The following is a 16,518-nucleotide window of genomic DNA, read 5'->3' on the forward strand; positions in this document are numbered from 1 at the left end:
GTTGAGCGCCGGCCCCCTTGCTGGGGCCGGGCAGTGACGAAGCCAGGATGCCGGCCGACCAGGGGTCGCCGGTCTCCTGGCTTCTCTCTTTTTTACGGGCCGGTCGGGGTACAACGCGGGTGGTGGCTCCCCGCGCGCGAATCCTGTCCTACTCCCTGGTGCTGGTGATGGCCGCGGCCTGCGGGCCGTGCGGCTTCCAGCCCGAGCCGGGCGTGAAGGTGGTGGTGCCGGCGATGCCCACCACGCTCGACTGGAGCCATTCGGATCCGCAGAGCTGGGTGAACTACCCGGTGATGCTGGCCACGCAGAAGGGGCTCACCACGTTGGGGGCGGACCACTCGGTCCAGCCGGGCCTGGCGGCGCGGTGGGAGCGTGAGGCGGACGCGGCCGGGCATGAGGTCTACACGTTCCACCTGTGCGAGGACGTGACGTGGTCGGACGGTTCTCCCGTTACGGCGCGCGACTTCGTCTTCGGGTGGCACCGGGCGCTGCTTGGACGTGAGCGCGGCGAGATGGCGGACCTCCAGGGGGCGGAGGCCGTGCTCGCGCTGCAGGAGCGCGGGGCGCCGGAGGCGGAGGTGAAGGCCGCGCTTGCTCGCGTGGGGGTGGAGGCGCTGGACGCGCGGACGCTGCGGGTGACGCTGGCCCGGCCCCGGAGCTACTTCCTGGCGCGGCTCGCGAACGTGTACCTGTTCTTTCCCGCGCCTTCGGCGGACCTGGAGGGCAGGTCGGACGAGGCGGTGCGCGACTACTTCGACCGGCCTCGCGACGGGCGGCCGCTGGCGGTGGGGCCGTATCGCGTGGAGCGCTGGGACCGCGCGGGGGAGCGCGTGCGGCTGGTCTTCAACCCGCGCAGCGCGTTCGTTCCGCCGATGGGCCCCGGGGAGACGCCGGCGCCGGTGTTGACGCTGATGAAGTCGGAGATCGGCTCGGCGCTGTATGAGCGGGGCCGGGTGGACTTCGTCTTCGTGGACAGCGCGGCGGCGCTGCGCGGGATGAAGGCGGCGGACCTGAAGCGGGAGCCGCTGTTGTCCACGTACTTCCTGGGCTTCAACACGGAGCGTCCGCCGCTGGACCGGCCGGAGGTGCGCCGGGCGCTGGCGCGGGCGTTGGACCGGGAGGCGCTGCTCGCGGGGCTGCTGCCGGCCGCGCGCGCGACGAACGTGTTGCTGCCGCCGGAGCTGCCGGATGCGGCGACGCCGGAGCAGGCGGCCCGGCTGCCTCGCTACGAGCCGGAGCGGGCGAAGGCGGAGCTGGCCGGGGTGAAGGGGTTGGACCGGCCGCTGCGGCTGGTGGTGAAGGCGGGAGATTCGTTCGTGCCGGAGGAGGCGCTGGCGGAGCGCATCGCGGCGCAGCTCGCGAAGGTGGGCGTGCGGGTGGTGGTGGATTCGCGGTCGGACTTCTCCGCGGAGGTGGCGCGCAGGACGCCGCAGGGGCCGCGTGCGTATGACCTGTACCTGCGGCGGCTGGGCGCGGACTACGCGCACCCCAACACGTTCTTCACGCTGTTCGAACGGCAGGGCAACCACCAGACGGGCTGGGAGTCGCAGGGCGGCGGTGAGCCGATGCGCCGCTTCGAGCAGTTGCTGGAGGATGCGGACGGCGACCCGGATCCGGCTCACGCGCGGGAGCTGTACGCGAAGGCCCAGGAGGTGCTGGTGGGGGAGGAGGCGGTCATCGCGCCGCTGTACCACCCGGACCGCTACTTCCGGGCGCGGGCGCGGCTGCACGGCCTGGACGTGGACCCCTTCAACTTCCTCGCGCTGCGCGCGCTGCGGCTGGGGCCGGATGAGACGCCCTCGGCCCGCGCGGAAGGGCAGGGGCCCTAGCGCATGGACCCGGTGATGCGAGGTGGGAGGCCGAGCTTCGAGCCCCCGTTGCGTGCGTGCCACCTGGGAGCCGAGGGAGTGGGCCCCACGAGGCCTCGGTGCGTGCGCTCTCGGGCGATGGCCTCAGGCCCTTGGCGCAAAGGCACGAGAGGCCGGGCCTCTCTGGGGCCGTCGCTCATGCGTGGCGTGGAGGGGCCACGCGAACGGCGGGGATGCGCTGCCGCCGGATACCCACGGTGCCCACCTCCCGGCCGACAGGGTCCAAACCTGTCCGACAGTTGGACAGGTTTCCACGGCGCGCCGTTGCCGGGGTGTCCCTGCGGCGTTCCCATTCCGAGGGCCTAGCGCATGCGCCTCATCGCGACGCGCCTCGTGCGCCAGTTCGTGCTCGTGCCGGTGGTGGCGGTGGCCTCGTACTTCCTCATGGCCGCGCTGCCGCTCACCACGGAGAGCGACAACAAGCGGCAGGTGTCCCCGGAGCTGGCGGCTTCGTACCAGCGCGACCTGGGCATCGGTGAACCGCTCGGGTTCCTGCGGCCGTGGGAGAAGCTCTTCGCGGGGGAACGCCTGGGCACCAGCGCCCAGGGCATCACCGGCGATGAGCTGCTCCAGAAACTCTCCGGCAGCGTGGGCGTGGGCCTGGTCGCGCTTCCCCTCGCGCTTGCCTGGGCGGTGGGCTTCGCGCTGCTGCGCACCCGTTGGCGGCGGGGGCGCTTCGCCGTGCTCGGGGACGTGCTCCCCGCAATCGCGTTCGGGACGCCCGTGTTCATCCCCGCGCTGCTGCTGGCGCCCGCCGTGGTGGAGCGCGGTCACCTGCTGCCGGAGCTCTGCGCGGCGGTCGTCATCGCCATCTGGCCGGGGACCTTCCTGGGCACGCTCGTGGGCGATGCGCTGGAGACCGAGCTGTCCCGCGACTACGTGCGCACCGCGCTCAGCAAGGGCCTGGACCCCGGCACCGTGCTGCGCCGCCATGTCCTCCCCAACGTGTGGCCCGCGCTCCTGGACGCCGTGACTCCCGTCGCCACGGCCCTGCTCGCGGGCTCGTTCGCCGCGGAGCGCGTCTTCGGCCTGCCGTACTTCGGCCAGCTCTACGTGCTCGCCGTGCTCAACAAGCAGGTCGCCGTCGTCGTCGTGTCCACCACCACCTTCGCCACCGTGCTCGTCGTCGTGAGCCTCACCGTGGAGCTCTTGCGCATGCTCGTGGATCCCCGCGCCCGGGAGGCCCGCGCTTGAACCGCGTCCCCGTGCGTGCCTGGGTGGGGCTGGTCCTGCTCGTGGGCCTGGGGGCGCTGAGCCTCGTGGCCGGCCGCCTGTTCCCCGAAGCCCTCGCGAACACCTGTCCGCTCGGCTGGGACCTGAACCGCCCGGACCGCAGCGTGTGCGAGCTGGCCTTCGGCGGCCTGTGGGTGTCGCTGGCCATCGGGCTCGCGGCCGGCGCGCTGTCCACCGTGCTGGGGCTGGCGGTCGCGGCGCTCGCGCGGCTGTCCGGCGGCGTGACGGAGCAGGTGCTCCTGCGGGCGGTGGACGCCGTGTTCGCCCTCCCGGATGTCCTCGTGGTGATGGTGCTCCAGCTCGCGGGCCAGTCCCTCATGGACGCGGGCATGGGCGGGGGCCTGGGGCCCTTCGGCTTGATGGTGACGTCCCTGGCCCTGGTGGGCTGGGCCGGCCCCGCGCGCATGTTCCGCGACCGCCTGGCCACGCTGGAGGGCCAGGAGTACGTGGCCGCCGCTCGGGCCCTGGGCGGCGGCGGCGCGCACATCCTCCGCGTGCACCTGTGGCCCCTCTTGCGCCCCTTCGTGCTGGCCGTGTTCCTGAGCCGCCTTCCGAGCGCCATCCTCACCGAGTCCACGGTGAGCTTCTTCGGCATCGCCCGCATGGAGCCCATGTCCCTGGGCCGCTACCTGGGCACGTCCTACGCCGCGCTCATCTACGAGGGCGGCGGCCGCGTGGTGATTCCCGCGTGGGGGCTGCTCGTCCTGCTGGTGCTTGGCGCCTCGCTCGCTTCACAGGCGCTGGGGGGAGGTACCCGTCGCGAAGTGTGAGGAATGCCGCACATTGAGGCGGCGGTTTCACACGGACGGAAACCCTTTGCCCTCAGGTGAACATCATGTCCCTCCCGACGGAAGAAATCCCCCTCTCGCCTGCCCGTGATGAGCGTCCGCGTGACGACGGCCTGCGCAAGGAGACCGTCCGGGGTTCGGTGCTGGTGGTGGAGGACGACGCCGCGCACCGCGAACTCCTGGTGGAGCTGGTGAGCACCTGGGGCTACGACGCCATGCCCGTGGGCAGCGCGGAGGAGGCCGAGTTCGCCGTGCGCAACAAGCGCATGGACGCCGCCATCGTGGACGTGTTCCTGCCCGGCCGCAGCGGCACCACCCTCATGTCCAAGCTGCGCGAGAAGTTCCCGCAGGCCGTGCTCATCGGCGTGAGCGCCATGAGCGACGCGGCCACGGCTCGCAAGTGCAAGGGCCTGGGCGCGGACCTCTTCATCGGCAAGCCGTTGGATCCGGAGAAGCTGGCCAAGGCGCTGAAGTCCAAGCACCAGAGCTGGCACTGAGGTCAGCAGGGGAGCGGGTTCCGGTTGCACACCCCCGCCGGACGGCCGATGCTCCCTGGCGTGAAGAACCTCGCCTCCGGCTTCCTGCTGGCCATGCCCCAGCTTGGAGACCCGAACTTCTACCGCTCGGTCATCCTGATGATCGAACACGGGGAGACGGGCTCCATGGGGCTCGTCGTGAACCGGGGAGCGCCCCTGACGCTCGGTGAGCTGGCGCGCGGTCAGTCGATGGACATCTCGACGGACCGCGTGTCGCAGCCGGTGTTCGTGGGCGGCCCGGTGGAACCCCAACGGGGCTTCGTCCTGCACGACGATGAGTCCGTCGCGGAGAAGCACTCCGTCCTTCCGGGCCTCTACCTCAGCGTCACCCTGGACGCGCTGGGCCCCCTCCTGCAGCGGACGAGTCCGCGCGTGCGCTTCTGCCTGGGGTACGCGGGCTGGGGCCCCAAGCAGTTGGAGAATGAAATCGCCGCCGGCTCGTGGCTGTACGCCGACGCCACCGCGGACGCGGTGCTGGGGCAGGACCCGGCGAAGTTGTGGGATGCCACCCTGCGCGGTCTGGGCGTGGACCCGGCCATGCTGGTGATGGGAAAGGGGATGAACTGATGCTCGACGCCGAGACGCTTCGCCGTTACCTCCTGGACGCCCTGCCGGGCTCGGAGGTGGAGTTGAACGACACCACGGGGACGGGGGACCACTTCGAGGCGCGCGTCATCTCGCCCGCCTTCACCGGCAAGACGATGGTGGAGCAGCACCAACTGGTGTACGCGCCGCTGCAGCAGTGGCTCAAGTCGGGCGAGCTGCACGCGCTCGCGCTCAAGACCTATTCGCCCGAGCAGTGGAAGAAGCTCGGGCCCCGCTGAAGAAGGAGCAACGATTCATGGACGCAAACCTCAAGGCCCAGTTCGACGAGACGGTGAAGTCGCACCCCATCGTCCTCTTCATGAAGGGCAACGCCCTGTTCCCCCAGTGCGGCTTCTCCGCGCGCGCGCTCCAGTTGCTCCAGCCGCTGGGCCCGGTGCACACGGTGGACGTGCTGGCGGACCCGGCCGTGCGCCAGGGCATCAAGGACTACTCCAACTGGCCCACGATTCCGCAGGTCTACATCCACGGGAAGTTCGTGGGCGGGTCGGACATCCTGATGGAGCTGGCCGAGCGCGGCGAGCTGCAGGACCTGGTCGCCGCCGGCGGCAAGTAGGCGTTGGAGCGGGAGCGGGGCCGGGGGGAAGACCCGGGCCCCTTCCCCCGCGTAGACTGGGCGGCGGTCGCCAAGAGGGGTTGAAAGCCGCCGTGCTCACCGTCACACCGCCTGAGTCGAAGCCGCAGGACGCGTCCACCGAAGTGCCCGGCGTGCCGGTCGAGGGGGGCCCCCTTCCTCCCGGTGCGAACGTCGCGGTCGCCACGCCCGGCGGCGCGGTCGTGGATCCGGACGACCTGGTCAGCACGGAGAAGACGCCCACGTTGGTGGACCGCGTGCAGGCCTTCCGCGCGAAGTACGAGAAGCAGGAGATGGCCCTCTTCTTCTTCGCGGGCTTCCTCTACGACGTCCTCACGCTGAGCCCCATCGACGACGCGCTCACGGAGGTGCAGAACTTCGTCTACCTGGCCATCCTGGCGGGCCTGCTGGTGCTGGAGCAGCGCTACCCCGAAGGCGTGGAGCCGCCGAAGCTCCTGTCCAAGGTGTGGCGCTTCCGCGAGGACGCGCTGCACTTCTTCATGGGCAGCCTGCTGAGCGCGTTCACGCTGTTCCTCTTCAAGAGCTCGTCGGGCTTCACGCCGCTGCTGTTCATGGCGGGCATGTTCGGGTTGCTGGTGGCGAACGAGCTGCCGCGCTTCCGGCAGTTGGGCCCCGTCATCCGCGTGGCCGTCTTCAGCCTGTGCGTGACGCTGTACTTCGCGTCGCTCCTGCCGGTGCTCTTTGGGCGGGTGGGGTGGTGGATCTTCACGCTGTCCGTCGCGCTGGGGTGCGGGAGCGTGTACGGGCTGCTTCGCGTGCTCAAGCGCTGGCGCCCGGATGAGAAGGCGCTGCTGCGCACGGTGGCGATTCCCGGCTTCGGCGCGCAGGCGCTGCTGCTCGGGTGCTACTTCGTGGGCGTGATTCCGCCGGTGCCCCTGGCGGTGCAGTACAGCGGCATCTACCACCAGGTGAAGCGCGTCTCCCCGGGCGTGTATCACCTGACGTCGGAGGCGCAGCCCTGGTGGAAGGTCTGGACGGCGTTCCACCACGGCGACCAGGACTTCCTGGTGCGGCCGGGCGAGGAGCCCATGTACTTCTTCCGCATCTTCGCGCCCAAGGGCTTCGAGCCGTACCGCGTGCGCGTGCGCTGGTTCTTCGACCACCCGGAGAAGGGCTGGACGTCGCTGGGCAAGGGGTTCATGGCCAACGTGACCAGCAACGGCACGGAGGGCGGCTACCGCTACTACGCGCGGCCGGGCACCACGCCCAAGCCGGGGGACTGGCGCGTCGTGCTGGAGACAGAGGACGGGCATGAAATCAACCGCCTCAACTTCACCGTCACCGAGGACACGCGCACCGAGCCGCGCCCGGAGAAGGTGGACGTGTCCGTGCTCAAGGTCATCAAGCCCATCTCGCTGGAGGACTGGCAGAAGCTCCAGCCTCCCGCGCCGGTGACGGCCCCGGCCCCCGAGGCTACGGCGCCGGCGCCTTGAGCAGCGTCACCTGACCCAGCAGCACCGGCACCGCCGTCTCCACGCGCAGGATGCGGGGGCCCAGCGAGAAGGGCAGGAAGCCGTGGGCTTCCAGGAGCTGCGCCTCGAAGGGCACCCAGCCTCCGTCCGGTCCGATGGCGAGCACCACCCGCGTGGCACTCGTGATGTCCCGGGCCTGGAGGGAGAGGCTGGCGGGCGGGTGGGGGAGCAGGCGCAGCGGCTCCGGGCCGAAGACGGCGTCCAGTTCGTCCTCGACGAAGGGGCGGAAGCGCTCGCGGACAAGCACCTCCGGCATGCGGGTGTCGCGGGCCTGCTCCAGGCCCTGGAGGAGCAGCTCGCGGACGAAGGCCTCGTTGAGCACCTTGGAGTCGAAGTAGCTCTTCTCCACGCGGGCCGCGTTCACCAGCACGACGCGGTCCACGCCCAGGGACGCCACGGCGGGCAGGACCTTCTTGAGCGCCTTGGGGCGGGGGATGGCCAACAGCAGGTCCACGCCGGCCCGGGGCGGCGGCGGGTCCGTCAGCTCGACGCGCAGGTGGAGCAGGCCGGGGGCGTTCTCCAGCACCTCGCCCGTGCCGGTGAGGCCGTTCAGGCGGCCCACGCGCAGGGATTCGCCGGGTTCGGCCTTGAGGACCTCGCGGGCGTGCTGGGCGCGGCGGCCGGTGAGCCGGGCGGTGCCGTCCGGCTGGAAGTCCTCGTCGAAGAGCAGGAGCAGGTTCACGGTCTCCTCCATGTAGCCGTTCCCGGGCGGGCAGGGGAGGGGGCGGGCCTTCCGTCAGGGGCCGCCACCGGTCGCCAGGGGCGGGACCGTGATAAAGGGCCACGGCGTGCGTACCTTCTGCATCAAGTGTCTGCGTCCTGAAAGCGCGTGCTACTGCGCGCATGTCCCCCAGCTCCAGACGCGCACGCGCGTGGTGTTCCTCCAGCATCCACGGGAGCGGCGCGTGGCCATTGGCACGGCGCGCATGGCGCACCTGTCGCTGACCAACTCGGAGCTGCACCGGGGTGTGGACTTCACCGGTCACGCGCGGTTGGAGGAGCTGGCGAAGCACCCCGAGCGCGTCGCGGTGCTCTTCCCGGGCGAGGACGCCATCACCGTGGAGGAGGCGCGGGCGAACCCGCCGGAGACGCTCATCGTCGTGGACGGCACCTGGCCGCAGGCGAAGAAGGTGGTGATGCGCAACCCGGTGCTGGCGGCGCTGCCGCGCATCGGCTTCGTGCCGCGCCGCCCGAGCAACTACCGCATCCGCGCGGAGCCGGCGGACCACTGCGTCTCCACCATCGAGGCGGTGGCGGAGATATTGGGCCAGTTGGAGGGCAAGCCCGAGTACTTCGACCGCATGCTGGGCGCGTTCGAGTTCATGGTGGACACGCAGTTGGAGCGGCAGGAGACGCGCACGGGGCCCAACCGCCGCCGCATCTACAAGAGCGAGTGGCGCCCGCCGCTGGAGCTGCGCTCGCTGGCGGACGCAGCGGACCGGCTGGTCCTCTTCTACGCGGAGGCGAACGCGCACCCGCTGGAGTCGGGCATCCCGCCGGAGCTGGTGCACCTGGTCGCGGTCCGCTACGCCACGGGCGAGCGCTTCGAGGCGGTCCTCGCGCCGGAGCAGCCGCTCGCGCACAGCACGTCGCTGCACGTGGAGCTGCCGGAGGAGGAGCTGCGCGCCGGTGAGCCGCGCGCCCGGGCGCTGGCCCGCTTCGAGGCGTTCCTGCGCCCGGACGACGAGCTGACGGTGTGGACCACGTTCGCCCTGGACCTGCTGTGGAACGGGGGCCTTCAGCGCAGGGCCGCGCGCAACGTGCGGCTGGCCACGGCGCGGGCGCTCAAGGGCAAGGCGGGCGGCGTGGAGCAGGCGGTGGGGCTGCTCAAGGCGCCAGAGGTGGCCACGTGGGCCCGGGGTCGCGCGGGCCGCCGCATCAGCGCGCTGGAGTCCGTGACGCGCGAGCTGGTGGCGCGTGGCAACGCGACCGAGCCGCCCGCGAAGCTGCCGCGGACGGGCTCCGGGGGCTGAAGGCGGCTACTGGCCCAGACGGGCGGTGCCGACGCTGGCTTCCAGCGTGGTGGAGCCGGCGCGCCAGGGACGGGCCTGCTCGCGGACCCAGCGGCCCAGCCGGGCGATGAGGTAGCAGCCCACCAGCAGCGCCACGGACACGCCCATCGCCGCCGCCATGCCCAGCCGGGGACCGATGCGCTGCGCGAGGCCCGCGATGTCCGCCCAGCCGTACACCACCGGCAGGTGCAGCACGTAGATCCACAGCGACAGCCGTCCCAGCGGCGCCAGCAGACCGCTCACCCGCCGCGGCAGCAGGTTCACGACGCCCAGCACCAGCAGGCCCTGCGCCACGCGGTACATCACCATCGTGGGACTGGTGGGCGTCCACTCCACGGGCACCCAGCGGGTGAGCGCCAGCAGCGCACCTCCCAGCGCGAGCAACGCGAAGCCCTGCGCCAGGCCCGGCTTGAGCAGGTGCAGCAAGTGCGCGGCGAACGCGCCCGCGAAGAAGAAGCCCGCCCAGGGGAAGAACGGGAAGCGGCTGCCCTCCCCGTTGCCAATGAACTGCTGCAGCGGCACCGGCAGGTGCGCGCCCGCGGCCCACATCCCGGCGCTCGCCAGGGGAATGCCCACCGCCAGCCCGCCCAGCAGCAGCGCCCGCGCGCCCCGGTGCGGCGTCACCACCAGCGCCATCGCGCCCAGGAGCAGCGCCGCGCCGATGCACTGGAGCGCGTCGAACTGGAACACCTTGCGCAACATGGCGTCGGTCCAGCCCAGCTCGCGCACCGCGCCCCAGCCCGGCCAGTGCAGCAGGTATCCCAGGAAGAGCAGCAGCAGGGCCCGGCGGAACCGGCGGCCGAAGGAGTCCTTCGCCGCGCCCGGCTTCGTGCCCAGCGCCATCACCACCGCCCAGCCGCTCACCAGCAGGAACAGCGGCGCGGTGATGCCCCGGAGCTTCCAGTACTCCTGGACCCACGGGTGGTCCCGGAACGCGGGCGCCAGCAGCGCGTCCAGCGTGTGACCCATCACCATGGCGAGCACGGCCAGCCCGCGCGCGCCATCCAACGCGGGGTGCCGGGTCTGCCGGAAGCTGAGCGAGGGACCGAATCCTTTCAAAGCGGACCCGAGCATAAGCCCAGCCATGGGCCTCGTCTCCAAAACGCACCCACCGTGGGGGGCGGCAGGCGTGGAAACGACCCGGATTTTCACTCCCAGCCCAGGTCACGCCCTCGGCGGTGGATGCTACAGGACGGATGCATGTCCGCCCGTGCCGCGCTCGCCGCCCTCGTGCTCCTCGCCGCTCCAGCCTCGGGCCGCGCCGCGTCTGGCGATGACTGGTTTGGCCGCGACAAGCCCAGACACTTCGCGGCGTGCGCGGCGGCCACGGGCGTGGGCTACGGCGCGGGCGCCGTCCTCTTCGATTCGCCCGGCGCGCGGGCGCTCAGCGGCGTGGGGCTGGGATTGGGCGTGGGGTTGGGCAAGGAGGTCTACGACCGGGCTCGCGGCAGCGTCTTCTCCGTGAAGGACCTGGCGTGGGACGCCGCCGGCACCGCGACGGGGCTACTGGCCTCGTTCCTCGTGGACCGGTTCATCATCGAGGTGCTCCTGCCTCCCCGGAGCGTCGCCGTCGCTGGCGGCGGGAGCGTCCGGGCGCGCGCGGCGCTCCACGAACTTCAGGAGCAGGTCGCGCTGGAGCCGGGGCTCCACCAGCAGCAGGCGGCCTTCGGGATCATCGGTGTCGGAGACGAGCACGGTGACCTGGCGGCGCGGGCACTGGTTCATGCAGCCGGTGGGCGTGACGCGGACCTGACCGGCGAGGCCCCGCTCGGCCAACTCTCCCTGGAGCCAGCGCGGCAGGTCCTGCCCGCCGCTCCGGGCGCTCTTCCCCAGGCACTTGCGGCAGACGAGCACGTCCACCTCCCGCCCCTTGCCGCCCGTGTCTCCATCCTGCATCCGCCGTCCTCCGTGGCGCTCCGCTTCCAGGCGGATGCGCCGCTGCGTATCGCCGAAAAGTTCAAGAAGAGGTAGCGGCGCGGGGAGGGTTCCGCAGGAGCTGTGGGCCGCGTCCGCCGGGCCGCCGTCCAGGCGGGCGCTGCCGGACTGATGGAATGGGAAAGGCCCCGCCGTGGGTGCGACGTTCCGTCGCGAAGCCAGCCGCCCGGAGCGCTGGTACGGTGCGCTCCGCGACGCATCCGGGAGGCGCTCCACATGACGCGAAATCGACTGCTGTTCGGGTTCACGCTGTCCGCGTTGGGCCTCGGCGCGCTCGCCGGTTGCGAGCGCTCCCCTGACAAGGCTCCGGAGGCGAAGCCGCCCGCGCCCGCTCCGGTGGCGGAGCAGGCCCCGAAGCCCCCGGCGTCGGATGCGGAGGCCGTGGCGAAGCTGGCGGCGCACTTCTTCCAGGCGCCTCGCAACGCGGCGCCGCTGCCCGAGGACACCGCGGAGCAGGTGGCCCTGGGGCGCATGCTCTTCCACGAGCCCCGCCTGTCGAAGAACCACGACGTGTCCTGCAACACCTGCCACGGCCTGGACACCTTCGGCGTGGACAACAAGGCGCTGTCGGAGGGCCACAAGAAGCAGAAGGGCAGCCGCAACTCGCCCACCGTCTACAACGCGGCCCACCACATCGCGCAGTTCTGGGACGGCCGCGCCGCCACGCTGGAGGCCCAGGCGGAAGGGCCGATGATGAACCCGGTGGAGATGGCCATGCCGGACGCGAAGCGCGTCGAGGCCACGCTGTCCTCCATCCCCGAGTACACCACGCGCTTCCGCGCCGCCTTCCCCAAGACGGGCAAGCCCGTCACGCTGGCGAACGCCGCCCGGGCGCTGGCCGCCTTCGAGCGCACGCTCACCACGCCTTCCCGCTTCGACCGCTTCCTCGCGGGGGAGCACGCGGCCCTGAGCGCGCAGGAGCAGCGCGGCCTGGAGGCCTTCGTCACCACCGGCTGCACCACGTGCCACAACGGTCCGGCGGTGGGCGGCGCGTCGTTCCAGAAGCTGGGGCTGGTGGAGGCGTACCCGGCCCTCACCGACGCGGGCCGCTTCGACGCGACGAAGAACGAGGACGACCGGGGCTACTTCCGCGTGCCCACCCTGCGCAACGTGGAGATGACCGGGCCCTACCTGCACGACGGCAGCGTGAACGACCTGCCCACCATGGTGCGCCTGATGGGCCGCTACCAACTGGGCCGGACGCTGAAGGACGGCGAGGTGGACGACCTGGTGGCCTTCCTCAAGAGCCTCACCGGCGAGCTGCCTCCCGCCGAGCGCATCTCCGCGCCGCCCCTGCCCCCCAGCACGAAGCGCACGCCCAAGCCGGACCCGTCGTAGCTCGCAGGAAACGTCGCGTCCCGCCCGGCGGGTGCTAAACCCTCGCGCCCATGACCTTCTTCTTCCATCTCCACTCGGGTCTTCGCTACCTGGTGCTGTTGTCCGGTGTCCTCGCGCTCGCGTTCTTCGCGTTCGCGGTCGCCACGAAGCGCCCGTTCGACAAGGTGGGGCGCATCATCGGTGCGTCCTACTCCGGCTTCCTGCAGTTGCAGGTGCTGGTGGGCATCGCGGTGCTGGTGACGCGCGGGTACTACCCGGCGCTCATCGGGCACATCGTGATGATGATCCTCGCGGTGGGCGCCATCCAGGGCCCCCTGTCCGCGAACCGCCGCCGCACGCCGCCCGGCTACGTGCTGCCCCTGGTGGGCACGCTGGTGTCGCTGGCGCTGGTGGCGGGCGGCATCCTGGCCATCCGCCCGGGCCTGTTCGTCTCCACCGCGTTCTGAGGCACGCGTGGGGCGGCGAAGCGGCTGGGGCCTCCAGCCGCCTCGCGAGGCCTCCCGTCAGCGACGTGCGCGCCGGCGCAGGGCCAGGGGCGTGAGCAACGCGAGGAGCGCGGGCAGCAGGCCCGGGCTCGCGCTGCAACCGCCGTCATCCTCGTCGTCCCCGGACGGGTCCTGCTCCGGGCCCGCGTCCGGGACAACGCCCGCGTCCGTGGTGCCGGTGCCCGCGTCCACGCCGGTGCCGGTACCCGCGTCCACGCCGGTGCCCGCGTCCGTGGCGCCGCCGGTGCCCGCGTCCGGAGTCCCGCCGGTGTTCGCGGGGCAGTCACCCAGCGAGTGCTCCAGGGCCCCCAGCGTGGCGGAGGCGGGCCGGGCGCGCGCGCAGAAGTCCTCCGGCGCCAGCGTGTTGCGCGGGGCCGCGCCGATGAGCGACGACACGTCGCCCTTGAGGGTCAGGTCCCCCTTGAGCGGCGCCACGTACCAGGACGCGAAGGTGCTGGTGGCCACGCCCGACCGGTTGTTGCCCTGGGTGCCGGTGGCGCTGTCGCGGTTGCGGATGACGCCCGTCAGCACGTTGCCCACGGCTTCGCCGGTGGACGCGGCGTAGCGGTAGTCCACGCCCGTCGTTCCGACGAACGTGTTGAACAGCACGCGCGTGTTCGCGGCCTTGTTCAGGTACACCGCGACGTCCGAGCAGTTCGCCACGATGTTGTTGCGGATGACTCCGTCCGTGTGCTCCGGCGAGCACGGCACCTGGGGGTCGAAGGCCGGCGCGCAGAACTCGTTCCCCGTCCCGCCTCCGCCGAACGACAGGCCGATGCGCGTGTCCCCCGCGGGCTGGTCCTTCACGCACAGGACGCGGTTGCGCTCGAAGAGGCCGCGCTTGCCGCCGCTCTTCATGAAGGCGCCGTAGGAGATGCCGCCCTGCTTGGAGAAGTCGTGCAGCTCGTTGTCGCGGACCACCCAGTCGTCGCCGGTGTCGATGTTCAGCTTGGTCACGGGCGTGGACGTGGCGCGCGCGTGCGTGTCGTAGATTTCGTTGTGCTCGATGAGGCCCCGGTGCGGCATCTCCCACACGCCGCTGCCGTTCTTCGTCGCGTTCACCTTGAGCTGCGCGTTGAAGTCGCGCACGCGGCTGTTGCGCAGGACGAAGTTCTCCGCGTGGCCGGTGACGTGGAAGGCGTGCTCACAGGCCTGATCGGTGGAGCAGATGCCCTCCACCGTGAGCCCGTCGAAGGTCCAGTAGCGGCCGGACACCTTGAAGCCCTCCTGCGCGTTGAAGCGCACGACGGCCGCGTGGCGGTTCTTCGCGCGCACGATGATGGGCGCGGCCTGGGTGCCCTCCGCCGCGCAGTTGAGGTTCGCGTTGACGGTGTACGTGCCGTCCTCCAGGACCAGCTCATCCCCGGCCTTCGCGGACGAGAGCGCGGTCTGGAGTTCGGCCACGGTGGTGATGCTCTTCACGGCCGCGCCGCCCGTCAGGGGCAGCAGCAGCAGGGTGAGGGAGAGGGTTCTCATGGGGGGCTCCTGGGGGAGGAGAAGGGGGCACGGACGTTACCGGATCCCCCCGCCGGGCAGGCAGCCGGGCGTGCGCAGGCATTCCGGCCGCTAGGGAACCCGCCTTCGCGTGAACACCTGTCGTCCCATGGCCCTTCAACCCAAGGACTCAAGGTGGAGCCGTTCCGTGCTGGGGGTTTCAGCGCTGGCCGGGGTGCTGCTCATGGCCCCGGGCGCGTTCGCGCTGCCTTCCCCGGGGCAGTCGCTGCCGGCGTTCTCCGCGCGCGACCTGACGAACGGGAAGCACGCGAGCGATGAGCTGAAGGGGCGGCCCACGCTGATGGTCGTCATCACCGACAAGGACGCGGGGAGCCAGATGCGCGGGTGGTTCGACGCGGCGGACCAGCACGTGCCGGACACGGTGCACCGCCAGTCGCTCATCGCCCTCAAGCTGCCGTTCTTCGTCAGCGAGGGCGCCGCGCGGGGCAAGGCGAAGGGTCAGGTGCCCCGGGAGTTCTGGGAGGACACCTGGCTGGACAAGAACGGCGGCATGGCCAAGGCGCTGGGGCTCTCCTCCAGCGAGACACCCTATGTCCTGGCGCTGGACGCGCAGGGGCGGGTGCTGGCCAGCGTCCACGCCACCGTGGACTCGCCGGAGGCGCGGACCATCTGGTCCGCGCTCCGGCAGTGACCCGGGGAGGCTAGTAGCGCCCGCCGCTTTCGAGGATGGCCTGGAGCTGCGCCTTGTCGTTGGAGAAGGGGAACGCCTGGTACAACTGGTAGCCGTTCTGCGGATCCAGCAGCGTGGGCCGCATCAGGCGCACCACCTCCAGCTTGTCGTTGGAGAAGGAGAACTGCCCCAGCACCGACAGGATGTGCGACACGAGGAAGTTCTCGTTCGGGGCCACCTGCGACAGGATGCGCAGCTTCTCGCGCGGGAAGGACTCGCGCACCATCGCCTGGGTGATGCTGCGGAACTGCTGGTCGGAGATGGGCCGCACCACCGGCGGCGGGGGCGGCATCGGCGCCGGCTGGTTGATGACCACCGGGGGCAGGGGCGCGGCGTCGTCCACGTACTCGCTCAGCTTGTCCAGCTCCTCCATCGCGTTGCGGATGCTGTCGCGGCCCTTGGCGTCCCGGGTGCGGGACATCGCGTCGCGCAGCGCCTTCTCCAGCCGGTCGATGCGGCGCTCCATCTGCTCACGGTCGACGACGATCTGGTTGCGCTGGGGCACCGGCTGCGGCATCGGATGCGGCGTGGAGTGTCCCGGGGGCGGGGGGCGGCGGAACTCGGCGCCGCCAGCGATGTTGACTGAGTCCGCCGCTTTGGTGGGCGCCGTCTGGGCCAGGGCAGCGGCGGAGGACAGCAGGACGACGGCGAGGGTCAGGGCCTTCATGGTGTGCATCCTTGGGGGTGTTCGTGCTTCGTCCCATCTGACGGGACAGAGGCCCGCTCATTCAAGCCCCCTGGCGTCTTCCCCACGAAGGCCCTGCCTGTTCAGGGCGGCTCAGCCGCGCTTGGAGACGACCTGGCCGTCCGCGCCAATCTCGTAGACGAGCGGCACGCCGGTGGCGAGCTCCAGGCCCACCACCGTCTCGCCGGACAGCTTGTCCAGGCGCATCACCAGGGAGCGGTTGGAGTTGCCGTGCGCCACGACGAGCACGTTCTTGCCCTGGCGCAGGTCGCCCGCGATGGCGCGGTCGAAGAAGGGCAGCACGCGCTTCGCGGTCATCTCCAGGGACTCGCCGTTGGGGGGCGGCACGTCATAGGAGCGGCGCCAGACGTGGACCTGCTTCTCGCCGAACTCCTTGGCGGCGTCCGCCTTGTTGAGCCCCTGCAGGTCGCCGTAGTGGCGCTCGTTGAGGGCCGCGTCGCGGATGACGGGCGGGCGCTGGCCCAGCGTGTCCAGCAGGATGGCGAGCGTCTCCTGCGCGCGGCTGAGGGCGGAGGTGTAGGCGACGTCGAACTTCAGGCCCTGGAGCGCTTCGGCGGCCTTGCGGGCTTCGTTCCGGCCCTGCTCGGTGAGGGGCACGTCCACGAAGCCGGTGAAGCGGTTCTCGTGGTTCCAGAGAGACTGACCATGACGGACGAGGGCGAGGATGGGCATGGCCCCCCTGCTAGCCCAACCGGGGGCGGGGGGAAAAGAGGCAAGCCCCGTCCACCCGCCCGGCCCGTCGTCTTGCGGCCACGCGCCGGG

The 16,518-nt window shown here is 71.5% G+C and carries 18 protein-coding genes; 13 read left to right on the forward strand and 5 right to left on the reverse strand.

All coding sequences use genetic code 11. The features are described from left to right. Positions 1-119: 119 nt before the first annotated feature. The 8 genes from K8612_RS28325 (at position 120) to K8612_RS28360 (ending at position 7,056) form a co-directional block, all read left to right on the forward strand. Positions 120-1,829: a peptide ABC transporter substrate-binding protein gene (locus K8612_RS28325; protein WP_373692143.1), complete on the forward strand. Its 1,710-nt coding sequence runs from the start codon at positions 120-122 to the stop codon at positions 1,827-1,829. Positions 1,830-2,177: 348 nt separating this feature from the next. Further along, positions 2,178-3,062 carry an ABC transporter permease subunit gene (locus tag K8612_RS28330; RefSeq protein ID WP_223764553.1) on the forward strand — a complete coding sequence of 295 codons (885 nt, stop codon included), beginning with the start codon at positions 2,178-2,180 and terminating at the stop codon, positions 3,060-3,062. Next, positions 3,059-3,871 (forward strand): ABC transporter permease subunit, encoded by an 813-nt coding sequence (locus K8612_RS28335; protein ID WP_223738541.1) that lies wholly within the window; start codon positions 3,059-3,061, stop codon positions 3,869-3,871. Before K8612_RS28330 ends, K8612_RS28335 begins: the two co-directional genes overlap by 4 nt. A 65-nt stretch (positions 3,872-3,936) precedes the next feature. Further along, a complete protein-coding gene (locus K8612_RS28340) occupies positions 3,937-4,386 on the forward strand; it encodes a response regulator (protein ID WP_014394875.1) in 450 nt (149 codons plus the stop codon). Positions 4,387-4,446: 60 nt separating this feature from the next. Continuing rightward, on the forward strand, positions 4,447-4,992 hold the full coding sequence (locus K8612_RS28345) for a YqgE/AlgH family protein (RefSeq protein WP_043322781.1): 546 nt from the start codon (positions 4,447-4,449) through the stop codon (positions 4,990-4,992). Further along, positions 4,992-5,249, forward strand: coding sequence for a BolA family protein (locus tag K8612_RS28350; protein WP_120619125.1), 258 nt, complete (start codon positions 4,992-4,994; stop codon positions 5,247-5,249). Before K8612_RS28345 ends, K8612_RS28350 begins: the two co-directional genes overlap by 1 nt. Before the next feature lie 17 nt (positions 5,250-5,266). Next, on the forward strand, positions 5,267-5,584 hold the full coding sequence (gene grxD, locus K8612_RS28355; protein WP_223738542.1) for a Grx4 family monothiol glutaredoxin: 318 nt from the start codon (positions 5,267-5,269) through the stop codon (positions 5,582-5,584). A 92-nt stretch (positions 5,585-5,676) separates the two neighbouring features. Next, positions 5,677-7,056: a DUF2914 domain-containing protein gene (locus K8612_RS28360; RefSeq protein ID WP_223764554.1), complete on the forward strand. Its 1,380-nt coding sequence runs from the start codon at positions 5,677-5,679 to the stop codon at positions 7,054-7,056. Here the strand turns inward: K8612_RS28360 and K8612_RS28365 are convergent. After that, positions 7,037-7,777 carry a 16S rRNA (uracil(1498)-N(3))-methyltransferase gene (locus tag K8612_RS28365; RefSeq protein ID WP_223764575.1) on the reverse strand — a complete coding sequence of 247 codons (741 nt, stop codon included), beginning with the start codon at positions 7,775-7,777 and terminating at the stop codon, positions 7,037-7,039. The genes K8612_RS28360 and K8612_RS28365 overlap by 20 nt on opposite strands. A gap of 106 nt (positions 7,778-7,883) precedes the next feature. Between K8612_RS28365 and K8612_RS28370 the strand changes: the two genes are divergently transcribed. Continuing rightward, positions 7,884-9,068 (forward strand): tRNA-uridine aminocarboxypropyltransferase, encoded by a 1,185-nt coding sequence (locus tag K8612_RS28370; RefSeq protein ID WP_223764555.1) that lies wholly within the window; start codon positions 7,884-7,886, stop codon positions 9,066-9,068. 6 nt (positions 9,069-9,074) lie between these two features. Here K8612_RS28370 and K8612_RS28375 read toward each other — a convergent pair whose 3' ends face one another. Then, a complete protein-coding gene (locus tag K8612_RS28375; protein WP_223764556.1) occupies positions 9,075-10,166 on the reverse strand; it encodes an acyltransferase family protein in 1,092 nt (363 codons plus the stop codon). Positions 10,167-10,307: 141 nt separating this feature from the next. Here K8612_RS28375 and K8612_RS28380 point away from each other — a divergent pair, with 141 nt between their 5' ends. The 3 genes from K8612_RS28380 (at position 10,308) to K8612_RS28390 (ending at position 12,826) form a co-directional block, all read left to right on the forward strand. Beyond that, positions 10,308-11,078: a hypothetical protein gene (locus K8612_RS28380; RefSeq protein ID WP_223764557.1), complete on the forward strand. Its 771-nt coding sequence runs from the start codon at positions 10,308-10,310 to the stop codon at positions 11,076-11,078. A 180-nt stretch (positions 11,079-11,258) separates the two neighbouring features. Then, positions 11,259-12,380, forward strand: a complete 1,122-nt coding sequence (locus K8612_RS28385; protein WP_223764558.1) for a cytochrome-c peroxidase — start codon at positions 11,259-11,261, stop codon at positions 12,378-12,380. Positions 12,381-12,430: 50 nt separating this feature from the next. Further along, a complete protein-coding gene (locus tag K8612_RS28390; protein ID WP_223764559.1) occupies positions 12,431-12,826 on the forward strand; it encodes a hypothetical protein in 396 nt (131 codons plus the stop codon). A 57-nt stretch (positions 12,827-12,883) separates the two neighbouring features. On the opposite strand, the gene K8612_RS28395 is transcribed toward K8612_RS28390, so the two are convergent. Then, positions 12,884-14,341: a chondroitinase-B domain-containing protein gene (locus K8612_RS28395; RefSeq protein WP_223764560.1), complete on the reverse strand. Its 1,458-nt coding sequence runs from the start codon at positions 14,339-14,341 to the stop codon at positions 12,884-12,886. Between the two features lie 166 nt (positions 14,342-14,507). On the opposite strand from K8612_RS28395, the gene K8612_RS28400 reads away from it, so the two are divergent. After that, complete coding sequence (locus K8612_RS28400) at positions 14,508-15,011, forward strand: hypothetical protein (RefSeq protein ID WP_223764561.1); 504 nt, start codon at positions 14,508-14,510, stop codon at positions 15,009-15,011. Between the two features lie 10 nt (positions 15,012-15,021). On the opposite strand, the gene K8612_RS28405 is transcribed toward K8612_RS28400, so the two are convergent. Beyond that, the gene (locus K8612_RS28405) at positions 15,022-15,717 is read right to left on the reverse strand and encodes a DUF4476 domain-containing protein (RefSeq protein ID WP_223764562.1); all 696 of its coding nucleotides are present in this window, start codon (positions 15,715-15,717) and stop codon (positions 15,022-15,024) included. A gap of 111 nt (positions 15,718-15,828) precedes the next feature. After that, on the reverse strand, positions 15,829-16,428 hold the full coding sequence (locus tag K8612_RS28410; protein WP_223738553.1) for a 2,3-diphosphoglycerate-dependent phosphoglycerate mutase: 600 nt from the start codon (positions 16,426-16,428) through the stop codon (positions 15,829-15,831). Positions 16,429-16,518: the final 90 nt, after the last annotated feature.

Source organism: Corallococcus sp. AS-1-6 (assembly GCF_020037015.1).
Taxonomy (GTDB): Bacteria; Myxococcota; Myxococcia; order Myxococcales; family Myxococcaceae; genus Corallococcus.